The organism is Corticimicrobacter sp. (genome assembly GCF_040137905.1).
In the GTDB taxonomy this organism is placed as follows: domain Bacteria; phylum Pseudomonadota; class Gammaproteobacteria; order Burkholderiales; family Burkholderiaceae_B; genus Corticimicrobacter.
Genome location: NZ_JBEFDG010000058.1, coordinates 13,259 through 38,117 on the forward strand (window position 1 = coordinate 13,259; position 24,859 = coordinate 38,117).

Genomic DNA, 24,859 nt, shown 5'->3' on the forward strand with positions numbered 1-24,859 from the left:
ACTGGAATGTATTGATTTGTTTTGAGATTTCGCACAGACCGCGCAGCCATTACACAATGCTGCCGGGACAGTACACTTGGCACATGCAACCAAAACACATCCTGGTCGTCGACGACGATCCAGAAATCCGCCAGCTGCTTTCCGCCTATCTTGGCCAGTCCGGCTATCGTGTCAGCACGGCACGGGATGGACAGTCCATGTGGGCGCTGTTGGGCCAGGACACCATCGACCTGATCATCCTGGATCTCATGATGCCTGCCGACGACGGGCTTGATCTGTGCCGACAATTGCAAAGCCGCTACCCGGCACCGGTCATCATGCTGACGGCACGCAATGCGGCAGTCGATCGCATCGTCGGCCTCGAAATCGGTGCTGACGACTATGTCACCAAGCCCTTCGACCCACGCGAACTGCTGGCCCGCACCAAGGCTGTGCTGCGCCGCGCCGGAGAACGCCCTCAGGCCGGTGCGCCCTCGGCCAGCACGGGTAGCGAACCGGAATACCTGGCCTTCGCCGGCTGGAAACTCGACATGCGGGCACGCCAGCTGGAATCACCCGAGCAGTTGATCATCAGCCTGCCAAATTCCGACTTTCATGTGCTGCGTTCACTGCTGCTGCAGCCCAACCGGCCCTTGAGCCGCGAGTATCTGGTACGCCAGGCTTTCGGCAGGCCGCTCAACAACGGCGACCGAGCCATCGATGTCTGCATCAGCCGGCTGCGTCAGCACCTGGAACACGACTCGCGCCATCCTGTCCTGCTGCGCACGATCCGCAACGAAGGCTACATGATCCATCTCGACAGCATCGGCAAGGCCTGAATGCAGCAGTTGCTGCGCAAACTCTGGCCGGACACCCTGTCTGGGCAATTGCTGCTGGCGCTGATCAGCGGCCTGCTGGCGGCCCAGGCACTGACCAGCACCATCTGGCACGATGTTCGCGCCCATCGCGCCCTGGAGATCCCGACTCGCGTGCTCGCTACACGCCTGGCCGACCTGGTCGGCCTGCTCGATACAGCAGCCTGCACTCCGGCCCTGGTCCGCCAGTTGCAGTCGCACAGCTTCAGTTTTTCCCTGGCCGATACACCGTTGCCTGATGCACAACAGCCACCATCACGGCTGACCCAGGATATGCGCAGCCTGCTGGAGCATCTGCTGGCTGACCGGCTCGACCCAGCACCCGCCATCCATGCCTTCACCCTGAAACTCGTACCGGCACAGGATACGGCCCCACTGGTCGAGCCCGCCTGGCTGGGCTGGCTGCTGCAGCCCCCACCACTGCCGGACAGCCAGTTCACTGTCGAGCTGGAACTGTCACCGACGCGCTGGCTGCGCGTCGAGGCCCGGGAAGAGCAGGGCTGGCGTATCACCGAACCCTGGCAGGTTTTCCTGGACTATTTCGTCCGCATCTACCTGCTGCGCATCCTGCTGCTGATCATTGTCGTCCTGTGGGCCGTGCGCCTGGTGACTCGCCCCATCCTGCGCCTGGCCCGTGCCGCACAGGCACTGGAGCAGGACCTCGGCAGCCCCCCCATGCCCGTCGAGGGCCCCGTCGAAGTCCGCCATGCGGCCACCGCATTCAATTCGATGCAGCGCCGACTGGCAACGCAACTGGAAGAGCGTACGCGTTTCCTGGCCGCGGTATCGCACGATCTGCGCTCGCCTGTGACCCGCCTGATGCTGCGCACGGAGATGCTGCCCGACTCCAGCCTCAAGGAACGCTTTCGCAGCGATCTGGAGCACATGGAATCCATGATCGCCGCCACACTCGATTTCATGAAAAGCGGTGATCCCGGCGAGCAGCGACAACGTATCGATCTCAACTCGATGCTGGAGAGCCTGCGCCAGGATGCCGCAGACCTCGGCCACGATGTCCTGCTGCACGGCCAGACCCGGCGCACGCTGCGTGGCTACCCACGCAGCCTCAAGCGCTGCCTGGAAAACCTGCTCGACAACGCGCTGCGTTATGGACACCACGCCACACTGAACATCCATGACGAAGCGAACCAGATCGTGATCGTGATCCGGGATGATGGCCCAGGCATCCCTGCCGACCATCTGGCACGTATCACGGAACCGTTCTACCGGGTCGAATCGTCCCGCAACAGTACGACCGGCGGCTATGGGCTGGGCCTGAGCATCGCCCGCGCCGTCATCGACACGCATGCAGGCACGCTGTCGTTCATCTCGCCCCCGGAAGGCGGGCTGGAAGTGCGGGTCACGCTGCCTGTCACGCCGGACACAGCCGGGCAGGCCGACAGGCTCTGAGCAGGCGGAGGGTACCGGGCAAGCACCGGTATTGCAGAATCATTCGCTACAATCAAAATGTTATTACATAACATATTAATTCATGCCCAGTCTGTCCTCTGTCCCTGCCCGGCCATCGGGCCGCATCCCCACCATTGATATCCTGCGTGGTCTGGTCATCGTCCTGATGCTGCTCGACCATGTGCGCGAAACTTTTTTCCTGCATCATCAGGTCAGCGACCCGATGGATATCGCACAAACGCCACCCGATTTATTCTACAGCCGCCTGCTGGCACACCTGTGTGCGCCCGTATTCATTTTCCTGACCGGGCTGTCTGCCTGGCTGTACGCCGACCGGCAGGGCAGCATGCGTGCAGCCTCCGGATTCCTCTTCAAGCGCGGCCTGCTGCTGGTGGCACTGGAAGTCACCATCATCAACTTTGCCTGGACATTTATATTCCCGCCCACGGTGATCTATCTGCAGGTCATCTGGGCCATCGGCTGCAGCATGCTCGCCCTCGCGGCCCTCGTCTGGCTGCCACGCCCATTGCTGACCACCCTGGGCCTGCTGCTGGTATTCGGTCACAATCTGCTCGATGGGTTCCACTTCGGTCCGGACACATTCATGCACATTCCCTGGGCCATTCTGCACGACCGGGGCTGGCTTGAATTCGGGGATGCGCTGCGGCTGCGCACTTCGTATCCGATCCTGCCCTGGATCGGCGTGATCGCACTGGGCTTTGCCGCGGGTCCCTGGTTCGGCCGCGCCATGCTACCTGCTACCCGGCAGTCTCGCCTGCTGTACTGCGGCCTGTGCGCGCTGTTGCTGTTCGTGCTGCTGCGGCTGTCCAACGCCTATGGGCAGGCCCAGCCCTGGCAGGCAGGCAACACGCTGGCCCAAGACCTGATGAGCTTCGTCAACATCACCAAATATCCGCCTTCGCTGCTGTTCCTGCTGCTGACACTGGGACTGGGGCTACTGTTGCTGCACGCACTGGAGCGGCATCCGGGCCACCGCTGGCAGGCAGTCCTGCAGACATTCGGCAGTGCGCCGATGTTCTTCTACATCCTGCACCTGTACGCCCTCAAGCTGCTGTACCTGGCTGCAGTCGGATTGTGGGGGCTGAATCAGGGCGAATATTACGGCTTCGAGCATCTTTGGGCCGTCTGGGTCGTCACGCTGGGACTGGCGGCAGCACTGTATCCCGCCGTGAGATGGTTCGGCCAGCTCAAGCGACGCAGACCCGATATCGCCTGGCTGAAGTATTTCTAAGCTCTTGATGCAAAGCAATGGCAAAATCCAGCAATACGCATACAATAAAAGAAACCATTCCCATTCAATATTTTATTTTCAAGGCCAATGAAAAAGCACCTGGCCCAGCCGGCCAGTGAAGTGGACAGATGGTATAGCGAACATCACGGCTGGCTGCGAAATTGGTTACGCACCAAAGTCGGCCGCCCCGAGGATGCGGACGATCTGGTGCAGGATACGTTCGTCCGCGTGCTGTGCGCGCATACCCAGGCCCGGCTCGCGGCACTCCCGGTCAGAGAGCCGCGAGCCTATCTGGTCACCGTCGCCGGCCGACTGGTCGCCAATTTCTATCGCCGCCAGGCCATAGAGCGCGCATACCTCGATACGCTGGCCAGCCTGCCGCCGCAGGCTGTTCCATCGCTTGAAAACCAGGCGTTGATCCGCGAGGCCCTGTACGAACTGGATCGCATGCTGGACGGTCTCGCTCCCCAGGTACGGCAGGCATTCATTCTGGCCCAGTTCCAGGGCCTGCCCTATGCCCACATCGCCGAGCAGCTCGGTGTATCTCTCCGGACCGTCAAGAACCATATCGCGCGCGCCATGGCGCATTGCTGCCTGTTGTCCCTGTGAGCGCCGTATGCCGTGCCAGATACAACCCGCCGAAGAACAGCCCATCCTCGAGGCCGCACACTGGTACGCCTGCCTCGCAGCAGAAGACGCCACCCCCGAGGATCGCAGGGACTGGCAATCGTGGCTTGAGGCCAGCCCGGCGCATCGCCAGGCCTGGGATCGCCTCCAGCAGGTGCAACGCAGATTCGAGCGGGTACCAGGCGACATTGCCGCTGCCGTCCTGTCCAGCCCATCCCGCCGTCGCTTTGTTCTGCGCAGCCTGCTGCCGCTGGCTGGTGCCGGCCTGCTGGCCACCGGAGCCTATCGTCTCCTGCTGCCCGCCACGCGGGCAGACTGGCGCACAGCCACTGGCGAGCAACGCCGGATCCAACTGGAAGACGGGTCCGAGCTCTATCTGAACACGGCCACAGCCGTGCAACAGGACTTCACCACCACACACCGGCGACTGGTCCTGCACTCAGGTGAAATCCTGATCCAGACACACCCTGACAGCCAGTTTCCGGAGTCGGCCCGCCCTTTCACCATCCGCACGCGGCACGGCGAAATCGAGGCGCTGGGTACCCGCTTCACGGTGCGCCTGGACAATACGAGTACACAGGTCCAGGTTCTTCAGCATGCTGTCGCCATCCAGCCCGTGCGCAACGCATCGGATCGCCTGCGCCTGCAGGCAGGACAAGCAGTCACCTTCGATGCCACGGATACCGGCCCCATTCTTGATGCCCCCACCCGTGCCGATGCATGGCTGCAAGGGCGACTTGCCGTCGTGGATGCGCCATTGTCGGAAGTCATCGCAGAGCTGTCACGCTACCGCCCCGGCATCCTGGACTGTGCATCCGGGATCGCCTCGCTGAAGGTATCCGGCGTTTTCTCCCTGAACGACACCGACGAAGCCCTCGCCGCGCTGGCTGACAGTTTTCCCGTGCAGGTCCGGCGTCGCACGCGATACTGGGTCACGCTGCTGCCGCGGTAAAACCGTGCACGGGCAATCCGGCATGGTCTGCCACATAAAAGAATGCATTTTCATCACATTTGCACTTTTATATCGAGTTGCGTGTCTTTACTGAATCCATGCATGCCATGGCCCAGTACCGACCCTTGTGTCGCGTCCGATCATCCGACATCGATTGCATTCCCATGCCTGCCTCCCCCCTTGTCCCGCGCAATTCATTCATCTTCAAGCACACACTGAACACCACGCTGTTATGCCTGATGGCGGCATCCATTGCCCCACGGATTTCATATGCACAAGGCAGCAGTACGCCCGCCATGACCGACCCCGCCGGCACACAGGTCATCGATATCGGTGCCGGCCCGCTGCCGACCGTGCTCAACCTGTTCGCCCAGACCGTCGATGTCAGCCTGTCCTTCGATGCAGCCTTGCTGGCCGGCCAACACTCGCCTGGCCTGCAGGGGCGCTTCGACGCCGCAACTGGTTTCCAGCGCATCCTGCAGGGCAGCGGTTTCGAGGCGATTCCCAGCGGCCCGTCCCGCTGGATGCTGCGTGCCCTGCCCGATACAACTGCAGCCTCAGCAACAGACGACAACATCGCGGCACTGGATACGGTCACCATTGCCGGCGCATACCGTGAGGGTGATGCCCCCAATACCGGCTATACAGTCACCACCACAGCCAGCGCCACCAAGCTCGACCTGGCACCCAAGGAAACCCCGCAGAGCATCACCACCTTTACCGCCCAGCAGATACAGGACCAGGGCCTGCTGACGCTCAGCGAAGTGCTCGACCAGACGCCCGGCATCACCCTGGTGACCGCTGGCGTGGCCGGTGCCGGCAGCCAGCCGATCTACTCCCGGACCTTTCCCGTCACTTCTGTGCAGATGGACGGGGTCATGGCCAGCACCTACATCCTGTCAGGTTCGGCCAGCGGCGACATCGGCATGCAGGACTCCTTCCTGTACGAACGCATCGACGTAATCCGAGGCTCCAACAGCCTGACCGGCGGCGCAGGCGACGCCTCGGCCAGCCTCAATTTCGTGCGCAAGCATCCCTACCTCGATCCACATCTGTCGGCCAGCCTGAAATACGGCAGCTGGAACACCCGCCGGGCCGAAGTGGATTACTCCACGCCGTTGAGCGACAGATTGCGGATACGCCTTGCCGCTGCAGCACAGGAAGGTGATCACTGGGTAGACGGCGTCAGCAGCGACCGCAAGGCCCTGTCGCTGATCGGCGCGCTGGACGTGACCGACAATGACCGGATCAGCCTGGGGGTCACGCATTACGACTTCAAGCTGAACGGGGCCTCACCGCATGGGATCACGCGCTATTCGGAAGTGTATGACTACACCGACGGCTCTGGCCTCCATGCCGAAGAGACCGAAGCCGTCGACCGCAATTTCAACAACGCCACGCCCTGGTCGCGCACCCATCGCAAGTACACCAATCTGTTCGCCTCCTGGGAGCACACCTTCGACAACGACTGGCTGGTGAAGGCCAGCTTCAACTACGCCAACAACAGGGATGACAAACTTTATGGGGAGATCGGGACGACTTACTACGTCCCACGGGCCGACCGGGCATCCTACTCCGCCAGGCGTGACAACAGCGAAAACGAAGTCAAGGCTTTTGACCTGCACTTGAAGGGCAGCTTCGAACTGGCGGATCGCCAGCAGGATTTCGTCGTCGGAGCGAATTATTATGCGGTGCACCGCAAGCTGCACTGGGGATACGCGAGCGAAGATACGAGTCAACTCGACAGCGGTGTGCTTCAGGTCGGCGCGGGGCCGCAGCATCAGAGTCTGTGTTCTGATGAAGCGTTCGCAAATCTGAATGATCAACGTGAAATCTATAGGCCATATGCAGAACTGCTATGGGGATCGCTGGAAGCATTTGAGGCCGATTTCAATCAGCAGATTCAAGAACGAACTGCGAGATGCGCCCATCGTTCCGGCATCTCCATCGACGAATGGAATGCCAATGGAGACGGCAAGGCTCCTACTGTTGCTGGCAACGGCAATGATATGTTCACCCGCCAGATCACCACACATACCCGATCTCGCCAGACAGGCGTCTACTTTGCCAGTCACCTGCGGCCCTTCGCACGCACGCACCTGATCCTGGGCGGACGCTGGGCCCAGGACACACATGACGATCCCTATTTCAGTTGCGCGCAAAACTCCACCCACAGGGATTACTGCACAGGCGACTATGACGGCCGGGCCGCCACGCCGCCCAGGCTGAAGCCCAAGTTCCTCCCCTATGCCGGGCTGATCTATGAAATCACCCCCCAGGTCAACGCCTACGCAAGCTATACCACGACCTATGTACGTGACATCAACTCGGCAACAAGCAAGAACTGGGCTACAGGAGAATGGCTGCCGCCGGTGCGCTCCATCACCTACGAAGGCGGCCTGAAAAGCGCATTCTTCGACGGCCAGCTCAACGTGGCCGCCTCGTACTTCAAGATGGAGCAAAAGGATTTCCCCTACCAGACCAACAACGCCGCCACCTCGGGAACGATCGACAACGGCTGGCGTGTCTATGGCTGGGAATTCAACGTGGCAGGGGCCATCACCCCGAACTGGAACATGGCTGCCGGTTACGTCAGGCAGAAGCAGCTTGTACCGATGAATCTGGGAGAAGTCCTGGCGAGCGCGCGTGATGATTTCACGGCGTCTTACCGCGCCCCCGAAAAATCCTTCAAGCTTTTCACCACATACAGTTTCGACAAGCTGATGCTGGGGCTGGGCTGGCGCTGGCAGAGCAGCACCCAGTCGGCCTGGATACCCACGAACAAGACCCAGGTCGAGCAGGAAATGATGAAACAGGATGCCTATCACGTCTTCGACCTGATGGCCCGCTACCAGATCGACAGGAATTTCAGCATGCAGTTGAACGTCAACAACGTTTTCGACGAGGTTTACTACCAGCACGAGCGCTCCTATATCTCCGGTGCGCCGCGCAATGCGATGCTGACCTTGAACTATCGCATGTAGAAATTTTCGGGAAACTTGCACTTTCACATACTGTCGCGTGTCTTTCAGGATGTCGGCTGCATGCAACCCCCGCACAAAGCCGACAAATGGGCGAAGCAATCCAGCCGGGTTGCCTGCCCAGGACACGGCGTCCACCCCCGGACGCCGTTTCGACGTTCCTCTCATCAAGGAGTATTGCAATGCAAACCCGTAAATTTGGCATGCTGGCCGTTGCGCTGCTGGCCGCTGGCTTCAGCGGTGGAGCCTCGGCATGGAATCAGTTGAACCTCAACCAGAACGGCAATGCCGCCAATGCGCCCTATCTGGGCTCGTTCAACTACAACGGCCAGACCTATGGCCCATCCACGGCGCAGAGCGTCACCGGGCAGGCCAGCACAACCATTGCCAACACATTCGACCTGAACAACCTGCAGGCCTTCACGCTGTATGGCAAGGACAGCGGTGGCCGCGGCCACAACGATGACCTGAGCCTGACCTCCAACGACCATTCCGCAGCGACCGGTGCCCCCGTGGTCTACCGTTTCTACCGTCAGAACTACTCGGCAGCCGTGGTCAATCTCTCGCGCGGTACTGAAGCCCGTCACTTCGTCAAGAGCGTGGTCGGCCAGCAGACAGCAGCGGGCACGCTGGTCAATGGCACCTACAACTATGCTGGCGTTGCGTTCACCAACTTCCCGCGTGGTGATTTCAACTATGCCGTCACGGTGCTTAGTCCGAGTGCAGCAATAGGCTCGGGTACGTTCTCCCTGAACGAAATCAAGATCCCTGCCTCGCAATCCTCAACCGGCCAGGATATCTTCTTCAACATCAACAGCGGCAAACTGAATCAGGCAGTGCTGGCCACAACCGCCAATGGGCTGACGTTCAATGGTAACGTCACGGTCACCAATGCGGATGTCAGCAATGCCAACGCATGGGCCGAAATCGGCGGCCCTGCATCCAAGGCAACATACGACCTGACCCTGTTCGGCCCGCAAGGCGCAGAAATCGCCGGGTCCATCCAGGGCCTGCCGGACCGCATCGGTTCGACTGCAATCATCGGGGCGAAGCAGTAGTTGCCGTGCACTTCCAGACTCTTCTTTTTAATGAATAGATATCAATATAAATTGAAATTCCATTCAATTAAATTGAAATAGCCCACGTGCACGCCCCGGGCTGTCGGGGCAGTCATCCTGCCTCGACAGCCGTTCTGTTGAACTCCCATCCCCCTTGGGAAATACATGCCGTCCATCCCCCCGCTCCACCGTCTGCTGTCTGCCCTGCTCGCGCCAGGCCTGCTCATCCTGGGCATGCTCGAACCGGCACAGGCCCAGGTCGCCGCGCCCCCACCGCCCCTGCCTGCACCGGTACGACCGCTGGAACCGGAACAGCCGTTCCTGCCACAGCCGCAGACGCCTACCCCATCGATCGTGCATCGCCAGCCGGCACAACCGGCACAGCCGCCGGTGGAGCTCACTGACCAGGACCTGGCCGGAGACATCAAGCTGACCGAGCTGATCCTCAACCAGGCCATGCTGCAGGAAGACTGGGATACGTTGCGCCGCATCATGCGCTTCTATCCCTGGATGCGTGGCGTCGATCCTGTTCTGCGCGACTACATACAGGGCGCATTGCTGCGTCACGACGGTCGCCTGGCCGACGCCATCGCGCTGTATCGCCAGCTCGTCGAACAGCATCCGGACCTGGACTATGTACGTCTGGAACTGTCCACCATGCTGATGGAGGATCGCCAGTTCGAACGCTCCAATGCCGAACTTGCCTTGCTGCACCAGCGCCAACTGTCAGATCCGGCCGCGCAGCACAGTGTTGAACAGTACCGTCAGGCACTTGCACAGCAGCGCCGCTGGAACTTCCGGATCAGCGCAGGTCTTGCCTACAACAACAACGTCAACTCAGCCAATCGCGATCGCATGCTTTACCTGCCTGTCGCAGCAGGCGGCTGGACGTTCTGGGTCCCGTTCGCCAAGGGCAGCGATGCCTTGCCCAAATCCGATTGGGGCCTGAAGTACAGTGGCGGTGCGAACGTCGAGCGCAACATCGACGGCCATCACTACTACACGCTGGGTGCCGACATCGACGGCGTGTCTTACCAGGAACAGCGCGATTACAGTGATCGTACGTTGACCCTGCGTGGCGGCTACAAATGGCAGAACGCCGATATCTGGTTCTCGGCCACGCCGCAGGTCAGCCAGGCCTGGATGGGGGGCCGCCGCTACAGCCACAACCACGGTATGGCCCTGGAGTATGGCTGGCGTCCCTCGCCCGACTGGCAACTGATGGGCGCATGGCTATGGCTCAAGCGCAAGTACGACGACCGCGACTATGCCGCCTACGATGGGCACCTGGATATCCTGTCCCTGACCGCAGTGCGCACCCTTTCCCCCAGCCTGCTGGCTTTCGGCAGCCTGGGGCTGCAGCGCGAATCGACCACCGCCCGCGAGTACGCCTACCGTTTTCCGTGGGCGCAGCTGGGCGTGGTCAAGACATTCGGCAGCACACTCGGTGCCCGTCTGAGCGCCCGCTATGGCAGGCAGTCGTATGACCAGCCCTATGCCCTGTTCCTTAACCAGGAGCGGCGCGACCGCGAACTGAGGCTGGATGCCTCGCTGTGGGCCCCGGGCTTTACGATCGCCGGACTCGAACCGAAGCTGAACATCAGCTATCTCAGGATCACGAGCAACCTGCCCATGTATGCCCGCGATCGCACAGAGGTCAGTCTGATGTTCGAAAAACGCTTTTGAGGCGATCCGTCATCCTGCCTGCCCGTCACGCTGCTGCAACCGCCACATCTGCGCATAGCGACCATCCTGCGCCAGCAATGCCTCGTGGGTACCACGCTCGACCACGTCGCCGGCATCCATGACCAGGATCTGGTCGGCATTCATCACAGTCGATAACCGATGGGCAATCACCAGCGTGGTACGCCCCACGCTGATCTTGTCCAGTTCGGACTGGATGGCGCGTTCAGAATTCGAATCCAGCGCCGAGGTGGCCTCGTCGAAGATCAGGATCGAAGGATTCTTGAGCAGTGCCCGGGCAATGGCCACGCGCTGTTTCTCGCCCCCCGAGAGCTTGAGGCCACGCTCGCCCACCGGGGTATCGTAGCCATCGGGCAGCGAGGCAATGAAGGCATGGATCTGCGCAGCCCGTGCCGCAGCCTCGACTTCTTCTGCCGAGGCATCAGGGCGTCCATATCGAATGTTGTAGAAGATCGTGTCGTTGAACAGCACGGTATCCTGCGGCACGATGCCGATGGCCTGGCGCAGTGAATGCTGCGTGACTTCGCGGATATCCAGGTCATCGATCAGGATGCGGCCAGAGTCGATATCGTAGAAACGGTACAGCAGCCGCGCCAGCGTCGACTTGCCCGACCCGGAATGCCCCACCACCGCCAGCGTGCCACCGGCCGGTATCTCGAAATCGATGCCATGCAGGATTTCGCGCCGCTCATCATAGGAAAAATGTACAGCCTCGAAACGCACGCGAGGGGGCTGCGCCGGCAGGATTTTTGCATCGGGGGCATCGCGTACTTCCTGGCGCTGGTCCAGCAGGCTGAACAGGTTTTCCATGTTGGTCAGGGCCTGCTTGACCTCTCGATACATCATGCCCAGCATGAACAGCGGTGCCGACAGTTGCAGCAGGTAGGCATTGACCAGCACCAGGTCGCCCACCGTCATGCTGCCATCGACCACGCCCTGTGATGCCAGGGCCATCATGGCCGTCACGCCCACCGCCACGATCAGGCTCTGGCCCAGGTTGAGGACGGCCAGCGTATTGATGGCCTTGACCTGGGCATTTTCCAGGCGCAGCAGGTTCTCGTTGTAGCGGCCCACCTCGTGCGCCTCGTTGTTGAAATACTTGACCGTCTCGTAGTTCAGCAACGAATCCACCACGCGTTCGTTGGCGCGGTTGTCGGCCTCGATGGTGGCGCGGTAGTAGCGGGTGCGCCATTCCGTAACCAGGATCGTCCAGGCACCATATACCAGCAGGGTCGCCAGCGTGATCGCGGCAAACCACCAGTCATAGGAATACACCAGTACGGCCGTGACCAGCAGTACTTCCAGCAGAACGGGAATGATGGAATAGAGCGTCCAGTCCATCAGGTCGGAAAAAGCCTTGCCGCCCCGCTCCACATCGCGCGCCACGCCACCGGTACGGCGCGTCAGGTGAAACCGCAGGCTCAGGCGGTGCAGGTGCTCGAACACCTGTCGGGTAATCTGGCGCGAGGCTCGCGCCATGACGCGTGCAAACACCACCTGGCGCAGTTCTGAAAACAGGGTATTGCCAACCCGTGCCAGGCCATAGGCCAGCAACAGCCCCAGCGGCAGTGCCAGCAGCGTATGCGGTACGTTCAGGTCATCGACGATCTGCTTGAGTGCCTGCGGCATCAGCAGATTGCACAGCTTGGCCAGCAGAATACAGCCCAATGCCAGCCCGATACGGGTTTTGTAGGGTTTGAGATAGGGTAGCAGGCCGGCGACGACCGACCAGCCCGAGCGTGCGCCATGGGCGCGCTCGACCGGCCGCTCGCCGGTGTGCGAAGGAAGTGAGCTCATGGGTGGGGATGGAAATGTGCCAATCCCCCATCATAGTCCATGCCGCCACGTTAGAATTTCCCGACCCGAAACCTGGCCGGCCACGGCCTGCGAGCCACCGCATGAACACCCTCATCGAACAGGCGTCCCGATATGGTGCCGTCACACAGGAAGCGACCGATCTGGCCTCCTGCCTCTCGACCCTCGAAAGCATGGGCTATGCCATATCGGATGCCCTGGCCCTGTTTCTGCAGACACACAATGGCATCCATGGGCATCACGCCCCCTACAGGAACCACCCCGGGGCCGCCCGCTGCTTCTACATCGACCCGGCAAAGGCTGTTCGTGAAGTCTACAGGGAACAGGTCGAGCAGTACGAAACGGTCACCGGCTGCCCCCTCGTGCCCGTGGGCGAATGCGACAACGGCCACCTCATACTGATGCATGGCAATGGCGTGCTGTATGGCGTCTTCGATGATCGGATCTACCGGTATGGCACCACCCTCGCCGAAAGCCTGGACGTCCTGATCCACGGCAAGGACGCAGTGGAACTCCCGGCTCGATGAGACGGCGTTCGAATCAGGGGGGGGCGTGTTACCGCCGCCCCCCTGCATGGACAACACTCAACTGCCCTGAGCTGTCAGCTCATCCTCGAAGAAGTAATCGCGCCATGATTCCGGCTTGTTCTTGATGGCCCCCACGCGGTGCAGGAATTGCGAAAAATCGAAGGTATTCTGCGGTGCCAGCTTGAATTCCACATCCGGGTTCTTGATGATTTCAGTCAGAAATCCTGGTTCGATTTTTGCGTTGGCCACACGGATGTAGATCTGTGCCGCCTCTTCGGGATTGTTCGTGATGAATTCGGCGGCCTCGGCCAGCGCATTCTGGAATGCGCGATAGGTCTTCGGATTTTCGGCGCGGAATTTCTCGGTCGCGAACAGCACCGTCGGAGAGTTGGGACCCCCGACCGCATCGTACGATTTGAGCACGATATGCGCATCGGGATTACCGGCCAGCTCCTGCTCCTGGAACGGCGGATTACCAAAATGGCCCGTGATCTCGGTACCGCCGGCGATGATGGCAGCTGCGGCATCCGGGTGCGGCAACGCCACCGTCAGCCGATCCAGACGGTTGTACTGGTCTTCGCCCCAGAGCTTGGCCGCGGCGAGTTGCAAGAAGCGTGACTGCACCGACACACCGACTGCCGGTACGGCAATCCGATCCTTGTCGGTGAAATCCGCAATACTCTTGATGTCCTTGTTGTTGGTCACCAGGTAATACGGGAAATTGCCCAGCGAGGCCACGCCCTTGACGTTCTGCTTGCCCTGGGTGCGATCCCAGATGGTCAGCAACGGGCCGATGCCGGCACCGGCGATATCCACCGAGCCGGACAGCAGCGCATCATTGACGGCCGAGCCGCCCGACAGCCTGACCCAGTCCACATCGATGTCCAGCCCCTCTTCCTTGCCGTGCTTTTCGATCAGTTGCTGATCGCGTGCGACGTTGAGCAGGAGATAGACGATACCGAACTGCTCGGCAATCCGCAGCTTGCCCTCCTCGGCCATGGCCTGTCCCATCGTGCCCGCCAGCAGCATGGCACCTGCACCGGCAAAAACGGTCAGGCGGCTCAATATCCTTTTTGCATATGACATGGAATTATCCTTGTTCGATTCAATCTGTCGTGACAGATGATTATCAGCAGCCGGCCTGATCGCACAAAATAAAAACATCGTCTTTGGTTATTCGGAAAGTGCAGATTTTCAATCCAGCCATATATCCGCAAATGGCATATAGGCCTTCGCTTTATAAGCATTCAATTTTCAATTCGTTTGTTTTCGGGCGGCCCGGTCTTAGTCTGGATCCTGTCGCCACTGACGCACCAGCCGGTGCCGGTGGCCTGAATGCAGCATCCCCCATCGAGCTTTCCGGACACCATGACCCATATTTCCCACGACCAGGCCCCAGCGCCACGCCCACACGCCGGCAACGGTTCGGGCACACCCGCACACGGCGACCAGCCGCACCCTTTCGACATCGAAACCTTCAGCCCGGATCAGGCCCTGGCGGCACTGGAGCAAGCCCGCCAGCAGGGAACGGCAGACCAGCTCGGCTATGCCGGCCAGGTATCCCCGGCACTGGCCTGGGCATTGGCCGGCTACGGGCTGGCCACGCTGGTGGACGTTCGCAGCAATGAAGAGCGGGTCTTTGTCGGCCATGTCGCCGTCGGCGAACACGTAGCCTGGGCCTCGGGTACGGCACTGACGCGCAACCCCCGCTTCGTGCGCGAGCTTGAGGCGCGTACCGGCAAGGATCATGTCCTGCTGCTGCTGTGCCGCAGTGGCAACCGCTCGGCCGATGCCGCCCTGGCCGCGACCCGGGCCGGGTTCAGCCAGGTATTCAATATCCTGGAAGGCTTCGAGGGCCAGCGCGATGCAAGCCATCAGCGCGGGCGCATCAATGGCTGGCGTCTGCGGGGGTTGCCATGGGTACAGAGCTGAACCCCGTCTCGCACAATTTCGGCTTGTCCGTCAGATACCTGCGCGAAGATCGAGGCTGGTCGCAGGAGGTCCTGGCCGAGCATGCCGATCTGAACCGATCCTATATCGGAGAAATCGAGCGTGGGCTGGTAACGCCCTCGCTTGCCACCACGGAAAAGATCGCCCGGGCGCTGGGGATCCGGCTGTCGGAACTGATCGAGCATGCCGAATATCGCACGCCGCATTTTCGGGCGCTGACCGCCTCCTTTGCCGCGTTTTGATGGCGATAGCATGTTGCCGCCCGGTCTGGCCGGACGCAATATGACAGCCAGGAATTTGCATATATCCGATCATCTCCATCCCTGGGAGTTTTCATGTCGAAGCAGGCATTACCGCAACGCGCACTGGGCGACCATGCCGCCCGCCAGTTGGCCAACGCCACCAAGACCGCACCACAGCTTTCCACCATCTCGCCTCGCTGGCTGGTGCACCTGCTGCAATGGCAGCCCGTCGAGGCCGGCATTTTCCGCCTGAACAAGGTCAGCAACGCAGAGGAAGTCCTGGTCACCTGCACCCAGCGTGACCATGAAGACGAACTGCCCACCACCTTCGTGGACTACGAAACCCAGCCGCGCGAGTATTTCCTCAATGCGGTCACCACGGTGCTCGATATCCATACGCGGGTTTCGGATCTCTACAGCAGCCCGCATGACCAGATCAAGGAGCAACTGCGGCTGACCATCGAAACGGTCAAGGAGCGCCAGGAAAGCGAACTGATCAACAACCCAGACTACGGCCTGCTGGCCAACGTGGCCGAATCACAACGGGTCTTTCCACTGACCGGCGCGCCCACGCCCGATGACCTGGACGAACTGCTGACCAAGGTCTGGAAAGAGCCCGCGTTCTTCCTGGCGCATCCGCTGGCCATCGCCGCCTTTGGCCGCGAATGTACCCGACGCGGCGTGCCGCCTCCCACCACCAGCCTGTACGGCTCGCAGTTCCTGACCTGGCGCGGCGTACCGCTGATTCCGTCAGACAAGGTACCGGTCGTCGATGGCAAGTCCTCGATCCTGCTGTTGCGCGTGGGTGATCGCCGCCAAGGCGTGATCGGCCTGTTCCAGCCCGGTGTGGCCGGAGAGCAGGGGCCGGGGCTGTCGGTGCGCTTCATGGGCATCAACCGCAACGCCATCGCCTCCTACCTGATTTCGCTGTACTGCTCGCTGGCCGTGCTGTCCGACGACGCACTGGCAGTTCTTGAAGACGTTGAAGTGGGCAAGTACCATGAGTACCCCGACACCTATCGCTGAGCGGCCGGCGCAAGCCGCCCCGCCCATCGGCGAACAGGCCCTGGCGCAGCTTGCCAATGCCCTGTTCGCGGCCTTGCCCGGACAAAGTGGCGAGGCCATTGCCGCCCTGGCCGGACACCGACCGGACCAACCCGAGGCGCTGCACCCCGCCCTGGCCCCGACCTCGACGCCCGGCACCCATACCGGCATCACCACGGCGACTGGCGCAGGCAGCCCACACCCTTCGGCCACACCTGCCCCCGGTATCAACGGAACGCTGCTGCAGCCCGATGCGGTGGCCCTGGGGCGTGGCGGCATCGGCTACCTGGATCATGCGGGTCCACACGCCATCCCGGCTCCCAGAGTGGACCACCCCTACTCGCCAACCTCCAGCACGCCTTACTACTTCCAGAAGGAAGGGGGCTGGCCCGTACCGGCGGCAGGCGCACCGCTGCCATCCTCGTTGCCAGGCGTGCCTGAGCTGGAGCGGGAGGCCCCTCGCAGCACCGCGCCATCGCCGTATTACTTTGTGGATGCACAGCAGCCGGGCACGCCTGCGGCTTCTTCCGTACCCGTGACGCATCCGGCAGCCCCACAGGGGACCCCCCCGTCGCCTGCCACCACACCTGCTGCGACATCCCACAGCCACAGCACCCTCGGTGCCTACGAGCTGCATGCCCTGCGACGCGACTTTCCCATCCTGCAGGAAACCGTCAACGGCAAGCCGCTGATCTGGCTGGACAACGCGGCCACCACCCACAAGCCCCAGGCCGTGATCGACAGGCTGGCCTGGTTCTACGCCCACGAAAACTCCAACATCCACCGGGCGGCGCACGCGCTGGCCGCACGCGCCACCGACGCCTATGAAGCAGCCCGCGAAAAGGCGGCCCGATTTCTGGGTGCGGCCTCGCCCGACGAGATCGTATTCGTGCGCGGAGCCACCGAAGGCATCAATCTGCTGGCCCGCACCTGGGGTGCCCAACAGGTGAGAGAAGGCGACGAGATCATCGTTTCGCACCTGGAGCATCATGCCAACATCGTGCCCTGGCAACAGCTTGCCGCCGACAAGGGCGCACGCCTGCGCGTGATTCCGGTCGACGACGACGGCCAGGTCCGGCTTGATGCCTTCCGCGCCCTGCTGTCGCCTCGCACCAAGGTCGTTTCGGTGACGCAGGTGTCGAACGCGCTGGGCACGGTGGTGCCGGTCGATGCCATCATCCGCATTGCCCATGCGGCAGGCGTCAAGGTCATCGTGGACGGTGCGCAATCGGTGGCCCACATGCGGGTGAACGTGCAGGCGCTGGATGCCGACTTCTTTGTGTTTTCCGGGCACAAGGTCTTCGGCCCCACAGGGATCGGGGTGGTCTACGGCAAGAAGGCGCTGCTCGACAGTCTGCCGCCCTGGCAGGGCGGCGGCAACATGATCGCCGACGTGACCTTCGAGCATACGCAATACCAGCCCGCGCCGGCCCGCTTCGAGGCAGGCACCGGCAATATCGCGGATGCCGTGGGCCTGGGTGCCGCCTTCGACTACCTGGATCGCTACGGCATCGACACGCTCGGTGCCTACGAACATGGCCTGCTCGAATACGCCACCGCAGGACTCTCGACGATCCCCGGCCTGCGCCTGATCGGCACCGCTGCCCACAAGGCCAGCGTGCTGTCGTTCGTGCTGGAAGGTCTCTCGACCCAGGAAGTGGGCGTGGCGCTGAACCGCGAAGGCATCGCCGTACGCTCGGGCCACCACTGCGCGCAACCCATCCTGCGCCGCTTCGGCGTGGAAAGCACAGTGCGCCCCTCGCTGGCGTTCTACAACACCCGCGAGGAAATCGACACGCTGGTGCAGGCGCTGCAAAATCTGAAGCGTTGAACTTGCGTTATCGAGGGCGCGGCAGACTGCCGCGCCCTTTTCCTCTCCACAAGCCCCGAAAATTGACGATAATTGGAGGTTCGCCCGCATGCGCGCCTGACTTCAACACGAGTATCGACATGGCCGTCAATCTTCACATCCCCGCAGAAACGGATATCCATCCCGTCCCAGGCATCGAAATCGGTGTCACCGAGGCCGGTGTACGCAAAGCCAACCGACGCGACCTGACGGTATTTCGACTGGCCCCCGGCAGTTCGGTCGCCGGCGTCTTCACCCAGAACCGTTTCCGTGCCGCCCCCGTGCAGCTCTGTGAACGGCACCTGCTGGCTGGTCAGGGCATCCGTGCGCTGGTGATCAACACCGGCAATGCCAATGCCGGCACCGGAGAGCAAGGACTGGCGGCAGCACAGGCCACCTGCGTAGCCCTGGCCCGCGAGCTGGATGTCACCCCGGAACAGGTCCTGCCGTTCTCGACCGGCGTGATTCTCGAACAATTGCCCGTTGACCGCATCACGGCCGCCCTGCCCGCTGCCATTGCCGGCCTGGGCACAGACAACTGGTTCAGTGCCGCGCATGGCATCATGACCACCGATACCCTGCCCAAGGTGCATTCGGTGCGCGTGCGCATCGGCGGTCACGAGATCACCATTACCGGCATCAGCAAGGGGGCCGGCATGATCCGTCCCAACATGGCCACCATGCTGGGCTTTCTGGGCACCGACGCCGGCATCGCCCAGCCGCTGCTGGACCGTCTGGTGCGCGAGCTGGCCGACCAGTCGTTCAACCGCATCACCGTCGATGGCGACACCTCGACCAACGACTCCTTCATCGTGATCGCTTCCGGCCAGTCCGGCCTGCACATCGACAGCGCCGATGACGCTCACTACACCGAACTGCGCGATGCACTGGCACAGGCCTCGCGCGAACTGGCGCAGAAGATCGTGCGCGATGCCGAGGGTGCCACCAAGTTCATCACCGTACATGTCGAAGAGGCCGCCACCACGGATGAAGCCCTCCAGGTTGCCTACAGCGTGGCGCACTCCCCGCTGGTCAAGACCGCCTTCTACGCATCCGACCCCAACCTGGGCCGTATCCTGTGCGCCATCGGCTACGCCGGCATCGATGACCTGGACACCACCAAGCTGCGCCTGTGGCTCGACGATGTACTGGTGGCCCGCGACGGCGGCCGCAACCCCGACTACCGTGAAGAAGACGGCCAGCGCGTAATGCAGCAGCCCGAAATCACCGTGCGCATCGCACTGGGTCGCGGCGACGTCTCGGATACGGTCTATACCTGCGATTTCTCGCACGAGTATGTCAGCATCAACGCTGACTACCGTTCCTGAGAACTCCGTCAAAACGCATACCCGCATAGACAGGATGACCCCGACAGATCCCGCAGCCACGACCTCCACCGCTTCTGGTGCCGACCTGACCGCACTGCTGGCCCAGGCCAGCCGCGTACTGACCCAGCTGGAAGCCTGGCTGCCGCCCGCGCCACCGCCCATCGACTGGAATGCCAGCGCCTGGCGCTGGCGTCGCCGGGGTGCCCGAGGCTGGCTGGATGCCGTCCGCCACGTGGCCCGTATCCAGCCGGATGACCTCCGACACATCGAGCGCCAGAAAGACATCATCGACCGCAACACCCGCTATTTCCTGGCGGGCCGTCCGGCCAACAATGTCCTGATGACCGGCGCACGCGGCACCGGCAAGAGTTCTCTGGTCAAGGCCATGCTGGCGGCCTACCATGGGCAGGGCCTGCGCCTGATCGAAGTGGACAAGTCGGACCTGGGCGACCTGCCCGACATCGTCGAACTGGTTGCCAGCCGCCCCGAACGCTTCATCGTGTTCTGCGACGACCTGTCCTTCGAGGAAGGCGAAGCCGGCTACAAGGCCCTCAAGTCGGTGCTCGACGGCTCGATTGCCTCGGCAGGCGACAACCTGCTGATCTATGCCACCTCCAACCGGCGTCATCTGATGCCGGAACACATGCGTGAAAACCTGCAGGCACAGCCCGGCCAGGACGGCGAAATCCATCCAGGGGAAACCGTCGAGGAAAAAGTCTCGCTGTCCGAGCGCTTCGGCCTGTGGCTGTCGTTCTATCCGTTCCGTCAGGACGACTACCTCGATATCGTGCATCATTGGCTGGCACACTTGGGCTGCTCGCCGGAAACCATCGCAGCCGCCCGCGAAGAGGCGTTGCAATGGGCGCTTCATCGGGGGTCGCGCTCCGGCCGCGTGGCCTGGCAATTCGCACGCGACTGGGCTGCGCAGCACCAGGATGCCTGAACGCAGAATGCGCCCAACTTACCTTGCTCCATAGATACAGGCATGACTCCTTCTCCTCACAAGAAAACGATCGACGTCGCGGTCGGCATGATCCTCGACGCACAGGGCCGGGTGCTGCTGGCCGAACGTCCTGCCGACAAGAGCTGGTCCGGCTGGTGGGAGCTGCCCGGCGGCAAGATCGAACCGGGTGAAACGCCCCTGCAGGCGCTGGTGCGCGAACTGGATGAAGAACTCGGCATCCAGGTCACCACGGTGACGCCCTGGGTCACCTATACCCATGAATATGACCATGCCTTCGTCAAGTTGGCATTTGCGCTGGTCACCGGTTGGGAAGGGACGCCCTACGGTCGCGAGCAGCAGAAACTGTCGTGGGCCCTGCCTGCCGAGGCCGACAGTGTCGGCCCATTGCTGCCGGCCGCCTACCCGCCGCTGCGCTGGCTGCAACTGCCGACCGAATACGCCATCACGGATATCGGCAGCCCGCAGGCATTGCCCGATTTCCTGGACAGACTGGATCTGGCGCTGGCTCGCGGACTGAAACTGGTGCAATTGCGCGAACCCGGCTGGCCCGACGGCACGGATGCCAGTTCCCTGCATGACGCGCTGCAAGCGATCATGGCCCGCTGCCACGCGGCCGGTGCCCGTGTGCTGGTCAACAGTGCCCATCCGGAAGCCTGGTGGCATGAAGCCGACGGCGTGCACCTGCGTGCCGCCGATGCAGCAGCCCTCCCGGCCCGCCCCACCTTCGACAGGGACAGCAGCCTGGTCGGGGTATCGACGCACGGTTCCCGCGAATTCGCCCAGGCGCGAGCACTGCAGGCCGATTTCATCGTACTGGGTCCGGTACTGCCGACAGACAGTCATCCCGGGCGTGCGCCGATGGGATGGGACGCCTTCCTCAAGACCACCCGTTCTGCCGGCCTGCCGGCCTATGCACTGGGTGGCGTCACACCGGATCTGCTGCAGACCGCCCGCCAGCACGGCGCACACGGCGTGGCTGGCATACGCGGCTGGTGGTAAATGCAAACGGGCCGTACAATGCGGCCCGTTTTATCTGGCTGCAGAGAATTTCAGGCCAGATCTAGGGCACCAGCGCGATCCACTCCGGCGTGAGAAAGCGGGTTTCCATGGCCTTGCGGGCCTTGGCCAGCGTGTCCTCGCCCAGCACACCCGGTGCCAGCAGCGGTGCTTGCTCACGGAATGAATCCAGCATGGCCTGCACCACGGCATCACGACTCAGGCCTGTCTGGCTGCGCAAGGGATCGACACGCTTCTTGGCGCTGGTCGTGCCCTTGTCGGACAGTTTTTCCTTGCCTATCCTCAGGACCTCGAGCATCTTGTCGGCGTCGATATCGTAGGCCATCGTCACATGGTGCAGCACCGCCTTGCCGCGCCGGGCCTGGGCGGCACCGCCGATCTTGCCCCCCGAACTGGTGATGTCGTTGAGCGGCTGATACCAGGCATCGATACCGAGCTTGCGCAAGGCCTGGATCACCCATGAATCGAGAAACTCGTAGCTTTCCTGGAAGCTCATGCCGGCCACGAACTCGCTGGGAACGCTCAGCGAATAGGTAATGCCATTGCCCGGCTCGATGAACATCGCCCCGCCCCCGCTGATGCGGCGCACCACATTGATACCATGACGGGCAGCACCCTCGGGATCGATTTCATTCCTGAGCGACTGGAAGCGGCCGATCACGACTGCCGGCTCGGACCACTCCCAGATACGCAGTGTCGGAGGCCGTATGCCATCACTGACCTCCTGCGTGATCACGTCATCGAGCGCCATGTGCAAGGCAGCTTCCTGCGGTGCCTCGTGGATCAATTGCCAAGGCAGGCTATCCCAGCTGCGGCTCATGCCAGTGCCCTCCGCACGACCACGGCAACGGCCTCGGACGAGATACCGAACATCTCGGTACCTGCCGGCAAGGCTGCCGTGACGGCGGCGGCGATTTCGGCCTCACTGGCCTCGACCGGCAGGCCTTCCAGCGCGGCATCGATATCGGACAGTGCCTCCGGTGGTTCCAGGAAAAAATCACCGCTCAGACGGGCATCGATGATCTGACGCCCATCGGTCTCCAGATCAATGACCAGCAGCTTGCCACCAGGGACTTTGTATTCGGCATGCATGTAAAAGGCTTCCTGCAAGATTAAGAAGGCACCGGTTCAGAAAGAGCACAGTGCAATCCGGAACGGGATCGTGCGCGTCACCTGCTGAGGCTTCATTTCGCCATCCTGGCACGAGAAACGTATCCAGATCATGTATTTGTTGGCGCTGATCTCGGGGAACACACCATGAACCTCATCGACCTGGACCCGCACCAACTGCTGCACCTTGCCACCCAGCATATGCTGATAGGCTCCCTGCGGTGCCTCCGCATCGGTCATGCTGCCGGACTGCCGCAGCAGACGCAGGCACAGCGACAGGCTCTGGAACACAGGCAGGATCACGGCCACCCAGTCGCGCAGGCTGGCACGGCGTTGCTCGATGGGCTTTTGCTGCCAGGCATAGTAGGACGGCATCTCGAACTGGGTGGCACCACCCGGCACGCTCAGGCGTCCGCGCAGGCTGGTCAGCCAGTCATTGTCGCGCAGGGCCTGACCGATCTTGCCCTGACTGGCCAGCGCCGCAATGGCCTGCTCGATGTCGGCCAGGGTTTTTTCCAGCCCGGCCTGGTCGACCGAGGCATGGCCGCGCAATACCAGCAGCGCCTGGCGCTGCCGGTCGAGATCCTGCATGACGCTGCCCTTGATGTCGGTACGATCCAGGCATTCGAGAATATCGAACATCGAGCCCATCGCCACCTGATGATGGCGCGCATCCTCGCCCTGGGCGAAGAAGAACAGCCGGTCGAAGAGACTCTCCAGCCTCAGCAGTATCCGGACACGTTCATTGCATGGATATTCGTACAGGATCACAAGCGCTGGAACTCTCTATTTTTGAGGGGTGGAGCGGGTACCGGCACGCCAGGCATCATGAAGCGCACGCGCCTGCCGTGACAGGCAATCGGGCGACACGCTGCCGTCGTTGTCGATGATATCATCCGCCGCCGCCAGCCGAGAACCCCTGTCGATCTGCGCCGCCATGACGCGCTCCACGGTTTCGCGCGACAGGCCACTGCGCACGGCCACCCTGGCAACCTGCGTCTCTGGGTCGCAATCGACTACGCAGACCCGATCCACGCGATCTCGCCAATGCCCGGACTCTACCAGCAGCGGCACCACGAAGACGATGTATGGCGGCCGCGCATCACCCGGCCGCGCTGCGGCTGCGGCAGCCCGGTCTGCCGACTGTTGCTGGATCAAAGGATGCAGGATGGCCTCCAGTCGATGGCGGGCCCCTGGCTGGCGAAACACCAGATCACGCATATATGCGCGATCCAGCGCGCCCTCGGGCGTACGCGCCTGCTCGCCGAAGGCCGCCACGACAGCCTCCATGGCAGCACCACCCGGCGCAGTCAGCGCATGAGCGATTGCATCGGCATCGATCACTTCTGCGCCCCAGCCGGCCAGAAGCTCGGCCACGCGACTCTTGCCGGAGCCGATCCCGCCCGTCAGTCCGATTTTCAACATGCTGCCCCACTCCCCCCTCATCAACCTTGCCATGCCAGCGCCATGATACCGGCAAGTGCCAGCCACGGCCCGAACGGCAGGGCCTGCCCGGCCCGGCACCATCCCATGACACGTCCCAGCAGCGCAGCCAGCACCCCACAGGCCGACGACACCAGCATCAGGGCAGGCAGCCACTCCCAGCCCAGCCACGCGCCCAACGCAGCCAGCAGCTTGAAATCCCCATAGCCCATGCCTTCGCGCCCGGTCAGCCGCCTGTATGCCGCAGCCGCGCACCACAGCACCAGGTAGCCGCCCACGGCACCGAGCACGGCGTCTCGCAACGGAGCCAGCGCGCCGTCCAGATTGACCAGCAACCCGGCCCACAGCAAAGGCAAGGTCAAGCCATCGGGCAGCAGACAGGTCCTGGCATCGATCCAGGCCAAGGTCAGCAGGCTCGCCCCACAGGCCACCACCGCCATGGACACCCAGGCATGCGGCGACACAGGCAACCACAGGAACACCACGGTCAGGACCAGTACCAGCGCATGCGCTACCCACTGCAAGGCCGGCGCAGGTCGGCTGCGCGCGACCTGCACGGCATCGATCTGCGCCACCAGTCGAGGCGCGATATGGCACAGCACGGCCACCCATGCCTGCAGCAGGACGATGGCCAGCAAGGTTTGCTTCCAGTTTGCAAGCAGCTCGGACATGGCTCCCATTCCCGTTAACGCAACGAACAGCTACACTACCATCGACCCCAATCCTCGCCCA

Annotated in this window: 23 protein-coding genes; 16 read left to right on the forward strand and 7 right to left on the reverse strand. The window is 62.3% G+C overall.

Features of this window, described 5'->3' with window-relative positions:
• Positions 1-83 precede the first annotated feature (83 nt).
• The 8 genes from ABN482_RS09810 to ABN482_RS09845 all read left to right on the forward strand — a co-directional run bounded on the left by ABN482_RS09810 (position 84) and on the right by ABN482_RS09845 (position 10,820).
• Positions 84-818 (forward strand): response regulator, encoded by a 735-nt coding sequence (locus tag ABN482_RS09810; RefSeq protein ID WP_349503819.1) that lies wholly within the window; start codon positions 84-86, stop codon positions 816-818.
• Positions 819-2,264 carry an ATP-binding protein gene (locus ABN482_RS09815; RefSeq protein WP_349503820.1) on the forward strand — a complete coding sequence of 482 codons (1,446 nt, stop codon included), beginning with the start codon at positions 819-821 and terminating at the stop codon, positions 2,262-2,264.
• Positions 2,265-2,346: 82 nt separating this feature from the next.
• Positions 2,347-3,516: an acetyltransferase domain-containing protein gene (locus ABN482_RS09820; RefSeq protein WP_349503821.1), complete on the forward strand. Its 1,170-nt coding sequence runs from the start codon at positions 2,347-2,349 to the stop codon at positions 3,514-3,516.
• Positions 3,517-3,603: 87 nt separating this feature from the next.
• Complete coding sequence (locus ABN482_RS09825) at positions 3,604-4,125, forward strand: sigma-70 family RNA polymerase sigma factor (RefSeq protein ID WP_349503822.1); 522 nt, start codon at positions 3,604-3,606, stop codon at positions 4,123-4,125.
• Between the two features lie 7 nt (positions 4,126-4,132).
• Positions 4,133-5,095, forward strand: a complete 963-nt coding sequence (locus tag ABN482_RS09830; RefSeq protein WP_349503823.1) for a FecR domain-containing protein — start codon at positions 4,133-4,135, stop codon at positions 5,093-5,095.
• 164 nt (positions 5,096-5,259) lie between these two features.
• Complete coding sequence (locus ABN482_RS09835) at positions 5,260-8,079, forward strand: TonB-dependent siderophore receptor (protein ID WP_349503824.1); 2,820 nt, start codon at positions 5,260-5,262, stop codon at positions 8,077-8,079.
• Between the two features lie 179 nt (positions 8,080-8,258).
• The gene (locus ABN482_RS09840) at positions 8,259-9,134 is read left to right on the forward strand and encodes a hypothetical protein (RefSeq protein ID WP_349503825.1); all 876 of its coding nucleotides are present in this window, start codon (positions 8,259-8,261) and stop codon (positions 9,132-9,134) included.
• A gap of 165 nt (positions 9,135-9,299) precedes the next feature.
• A complete protein-coding gene (locus tag ABN482_RS09845) occupies positions 9,300-10,820 on the forward strand; it encodes a surface lipoprotein assembly modifier (RefSeq protein ID WP_349503826.1) in 1,521 nt (506 codons plus the stop codon).
• Between the two features lie 9 nt (positions 10,821-10,829).
• On the opposite strand, the gene ABN482_RS09850 is transcribed toward ABN482_RS09845, so the two are convergent.
• The gene (locus tag ABN482_RS09850; protein WP_349503827.1) at positions 10,830-12,635 is read right to left on the reverse strand and encodes an ABCB family ABC transporter ATP-binding protein/permease; all 1,806 of its coding nucleotides are present in this window, start codon (positions 12,633-12,635) and stop codon (positions 10,830-10,832) included.
• Between the two features lie 101 nt (positions 12,636-12,736).
• Between ABN482_RS09850 and ABN482_RS09855 the strand changes: the two genes are divergently transcribed.
• Positions 12,737-13,180, forward strand: a complete 444-nt coding sequence (locus tag ABN482_RS09855; RefSeq protein WP_349503828.1) for an SUKH-3 domain-containing protein — start codon at positions 12,737-12,739, stop codon at positions 13,178-13,180.
• A 57-nt stretch (positions 13,181-13,237) separates the two neighbouring features.
• Here ABN482_RS09855 and ABN482_RS09860 read toward each other — a convergent pair whose 3' ends face one another.
• Positions 13,238-14,209, reverse strand: a complete 972-nt coding sequence (locus tag ABN482_RS09860) for an ABC transporter substrate-binding protein (protein ID WP_349503883.1) — start codon at positions 14,207-14,209, stop codon at positions 13,238-13,240.
• 438 nt (positions 14,210-14,647) lie between these two features.
• Between ABN482_RS09860 and ABN482_RS09865 the strand changes: the two genes are divergently transcribed.
• The 7 genes from ABN482_RS09865 (at position 14,648) to ABN482_RS09895 (ending at position 21,556) form a co-directional block, all read left to right on the forward strand.
• Complete coding sequence (locus ABN482_RS09865) at positions 14,648-15,112, forward strand: rhodanese-like domain-containing protein (protein WP_502877275.1); 465 nt, start codon at positions 14,648-14,650, stop codon at positions 15,110-15,112.
• On the forward strand, positions 15,097-15,372 hold the full coding sequence (locus ABN482_RS09870; RefSeq protein ID WP_143859085.1) for a helix-turn-helix domain-containing protein: 276 nt from the start codon (positions 15,097-15,099) through the stop codon (positions 15,370-15,372). The genes ABN482_RS09865 and ABN482_RS09870 overlap by 16 nt, the downstream gene beginning before the upstream one ends.
• A gap of 93 nt (positions 15,373-15,465) precedes the next feature.
• A complete protein-coding gene (locus ABN482_RS09875; RefSeq protein ID WP_143859086.1) occupies positions 15,466-16,398 on the forward strand; it encodes a family 2A encapsulin nanocompartment shell protein in 933 nt (310 codons plus the stop codon).
• Positions 16,373-18,247: a family 2A encapsulin nanocompartment cargo protein cysteine desulfurase gene (locus ABN482_RS09880; RefSeq protein ID WP_349503829.1), complete on the forward strand. Its 1,875-nt coding sequence runs from the start codon at positions 16,373-16,375 to the stop codon at positions 18,245-18,247. Before ABN482_RS09875 ends, ABN482_RS09880 begins: the two co-directional genes overlap by 26 nt.
• A 119-nt stretch (positions 18,248-18,366) precedes the next feature.
• On the forward strand, positions 18,367-19,593 hold the full coding sequence (gene argJ / locus ABN482_RS09885; protein WP_349503830.1) for a bifunctional glutamate N-acetyltransferase/amino-acid acetyltransferase ArgJ: 1,227 nt from the start codon (positions 18,367-18,369) through the stop codon (positions 19,591-19,593).
• Between the two features lie 34 nt (positions 19,594-19,627).
• On the forward strand, positions 19,628-20,536 hold the full coding sequence (locus ABN482_RS09890; protein ID WP_349503831.1) for an ATP-binding protein: 909 nt from the start codon (positions 19,628-19,630) through the stop codon (positions 20,534-20,536).
• Between the two features lie 42 nt (positions 20,537-20,578).
• Entirely contained in the window at positions 20,579-21,556 is a 978-nt protein-coding gene (locus ABN482_RS09895; protein WP_349503832.1) for a Nudix family hydrolase, read from the forward strand.
• Between the two features lie 61 nt (positions 21,557-21,617).
• Here the strand turns inward: ABN482_RS09895 and ABN482_RS09900 are convergent, their stop codons facing one another.
• The 5 genes from ABN482_RS09900 to ABN482_RS09920 are packed head-to-tail and all read right to left on the reverse strand — an operon-like array spanning position 21,618 to position 24,798.
• Positions 21,618-22,394 (reverse strand): lipoate--protein ligase family protein, encoded by a 777-nt coding sequence (locus ABN482_RS09900; protein ID WP_349503833.1) that lies wholly within the window; start codon positions 22,392-22,394, stop codon positions 21,618-21,620.
• On the reverse strand, positions 22,391-22,666 hold the full coding sequence (gene lplB / locus ABN482_RS09905) for a lipoate-protein ligase small subunit (RefSeq protein ID WP_349503834.1): 276 nt from the start codon (positions 22,664-22,666) through the stop codon (positions 22,391-22,393). Before lplB ends, ABN482_RS09900 begins: the two co-directional genes overlap by 4 nt.
• 36 nt (positions 22,667-22,702) lie before the next feature.
• Positions 22,703-23,455: a cell division protein ZapD gene (zapD, locus tag ABN482_RS09910; protein WP_349503835.1), complete on the reverse strand. Its 753-nt coding sequence runs from the start codon at positions 23,453-23,455 to the stop codon at positions 22,703-22,705.
• A gap of 15 nt (positions 23,456-23,470) precedes the next feature.
• A complete protein-coding gene (gene coaE / locus ABN482_RS09915) occupies positions 23,471-24,109 on the reverse strand; it encodes a dephospho-CoA kinase (RefSeq protein WP_349503836.1) in 639 nt (212 codons plus the stop codon).
• 20 nt (positions 24,110-24,129) lie between these two features.
• Positions 24,130-24,798 carry a prepilin peptidase gene (locus ABN482_RS09920; protein ID WP_349503837.1) on the reverse strand — a complete coding sequence of 223 codons (669 nt, stop codon included), beginning with the start codon at positions 24,796-24,798 and terminating at the stop codon, positions 24,130-24,132.
• Between the last annotated feature and the right edge of the window lie 61 nt (positions 24,799-24,859).

What these genes read in the sequence shown, in the direction of transcription:
- ABN482_RS09810 (WP_349503819.1), top strand. Translation starts at nt 84, where the DNA reads ATGCAACCAAAACACATCCTGGTCGTCGACGACGATCCAGAAATCCGC.
- ABN482_RS09815 (WP_349503820.1), top strand. Translation starts at nt 819, where the DNA reads ATGCAGCAGTTGCTGCGCAAACTCTGGCCGGACACCCTGTCTGGGCAA.
- ABN482_RS09820 (WP_349503821.1), top strand. Translation starts at nt 2,347, where the DNA reads ATGCCCAGTCTGTCCTCTGTCCCTGCCCGGCCATCGGGCCGCATCCCC.
- ABN482_RS09825 (WP_349503822.1), top strand. Translation starts at nt 3,604, where the DNA reads ATGAAAAAGCACCTGGCCCAGCCGGCCAGTGAAGTGGACAGATGGTAT.
- ABN482_RS09830 (WP_349503823.1), top strand. Translation starts at nt 4,133, where the DNA reads ATGCCGTGCCAGATACAACCCGCCGAAGAACAGCCCATCCTCGAGGCC.
- ABN482_RS09835 (WP_349503824.1), top strand. Translation starts at nt 5,260, where the DNA reads ATGCCTGCCTCCCCCCTTGTCCCGCGCAATTCATTCATCTTCAAGCAC.
- ABN482_RS09840 (WP_349503825.1), top strand. Translation starts at nt 8,259, where the DNA reads ATGCAAACCCGTAAATTTGGCATGCTGGCCGTTGCGCTGCTGGCCGCT.
- ABN482_RS09845 (WP_349503826.1), top strand. Translation starts at nt 9,300, where the DNA reads ATGCCGTCCATCCCCCCGCTCCACCGTCTGCTGTCTGCCCTGCTCGCG.
- ABN482_RS09850 (WP_349503827.1), bottom strand. Translation starts at nt 12,635, where the DNA reads ATGAGCTCACTTCCTTCGCACACCGGCGAGCGGCCGGTCGAGCGCGCC.
- ABN482_RS09855 (WP_349503828.1), top strand. Translation starts at nt 12,737, where the DNA reads ATGAACACCCTCATCGAACAGGCGTCCCGATATGGTGCCGTCACACAG.
- ABN482_RS09860 (WP_349503883.1), bottom strand. Translation starts at nt 14,209, where the DNA reads ATGCTGCTGGCGGGCACGATGGGACAGGCCATGGCCGAGGAGGGCAAG.
- ABN482_RS09870 (WP_143859085.1), top strand. Translation starts at nt 15,097, where the DNA reads ATGGGTACAGAGCTGAACCCCGTCTCGCACAATTTCGGCTTGTCCGTC.
- ABN482_RS09875 (WP_143859086.1), top strand. Translation starts at nt 15,466, where the DNA reads ATGTCGAAGCAGGCATTACCGCAACGCGCACTGGGCGACCATGCCGCC.
- ABN482_RS09880 (WP_349503829.1), top strand. Translation starts at nt 16,373, where the DNA reads ATGAGTACCCCGACACCTATCGCTGAGCGGCCGGCGCAAGCCGCCCCG.
- argJ (WP_349503830.1), top strand. Translation starts at nt 18,367, where the DNA reads ATGGCCGTCAATCTTCACATCCCCGCAGAAACGGATATCCATCCCGTC.
- ABN482_RS09890 (WP_349503831.1), top strand. Translation starts at nt 19,628, where the DNA reads ATGACCCCGACAGATCCCGCAGCCACGACCTCCACCGCTTCTGGTGCC.
- ABN482_RS09895 (WP_349503832.1), top strand. Translation starts at nt 20,579, where the DNA reads ATGACTCCTTCTCCTCACAAGAAAACGATCGACGTCGCGGTCGGCATG.
- ABN482_RS09900 (WP_349503833.1), bottom strand. Translation starts at nt 22,394, where the DNA reads ATGAGCCGCAGCTGGGATAGCCTGCCTTGGCAATTGATCCACGAGGCA.
- lplB (WP_349503834.1), bottom strand. Translation starts at nt 22,666, where the DNA reads ATGCATGCCGAATACAAAGTCCCTGGTGGCAAGCTGCTGGTCATTGAT.
- coaE (WP_349503836.1), bottom strand. Translation starts at nt 24,109, where the DNA reads ATGTTGAAAATCGGACTGACGGGCGGGATCGGCTCCGGCAAGAGTCGC.
- ABN482_RS09920 (WP_349503837.1), bottom strand. Translation starts at nt 24,798, where the DNA reads ATGTCCGAGCTGCTTGCAAACTGGAAGCAAACCTTGCTGGCCATCGTC.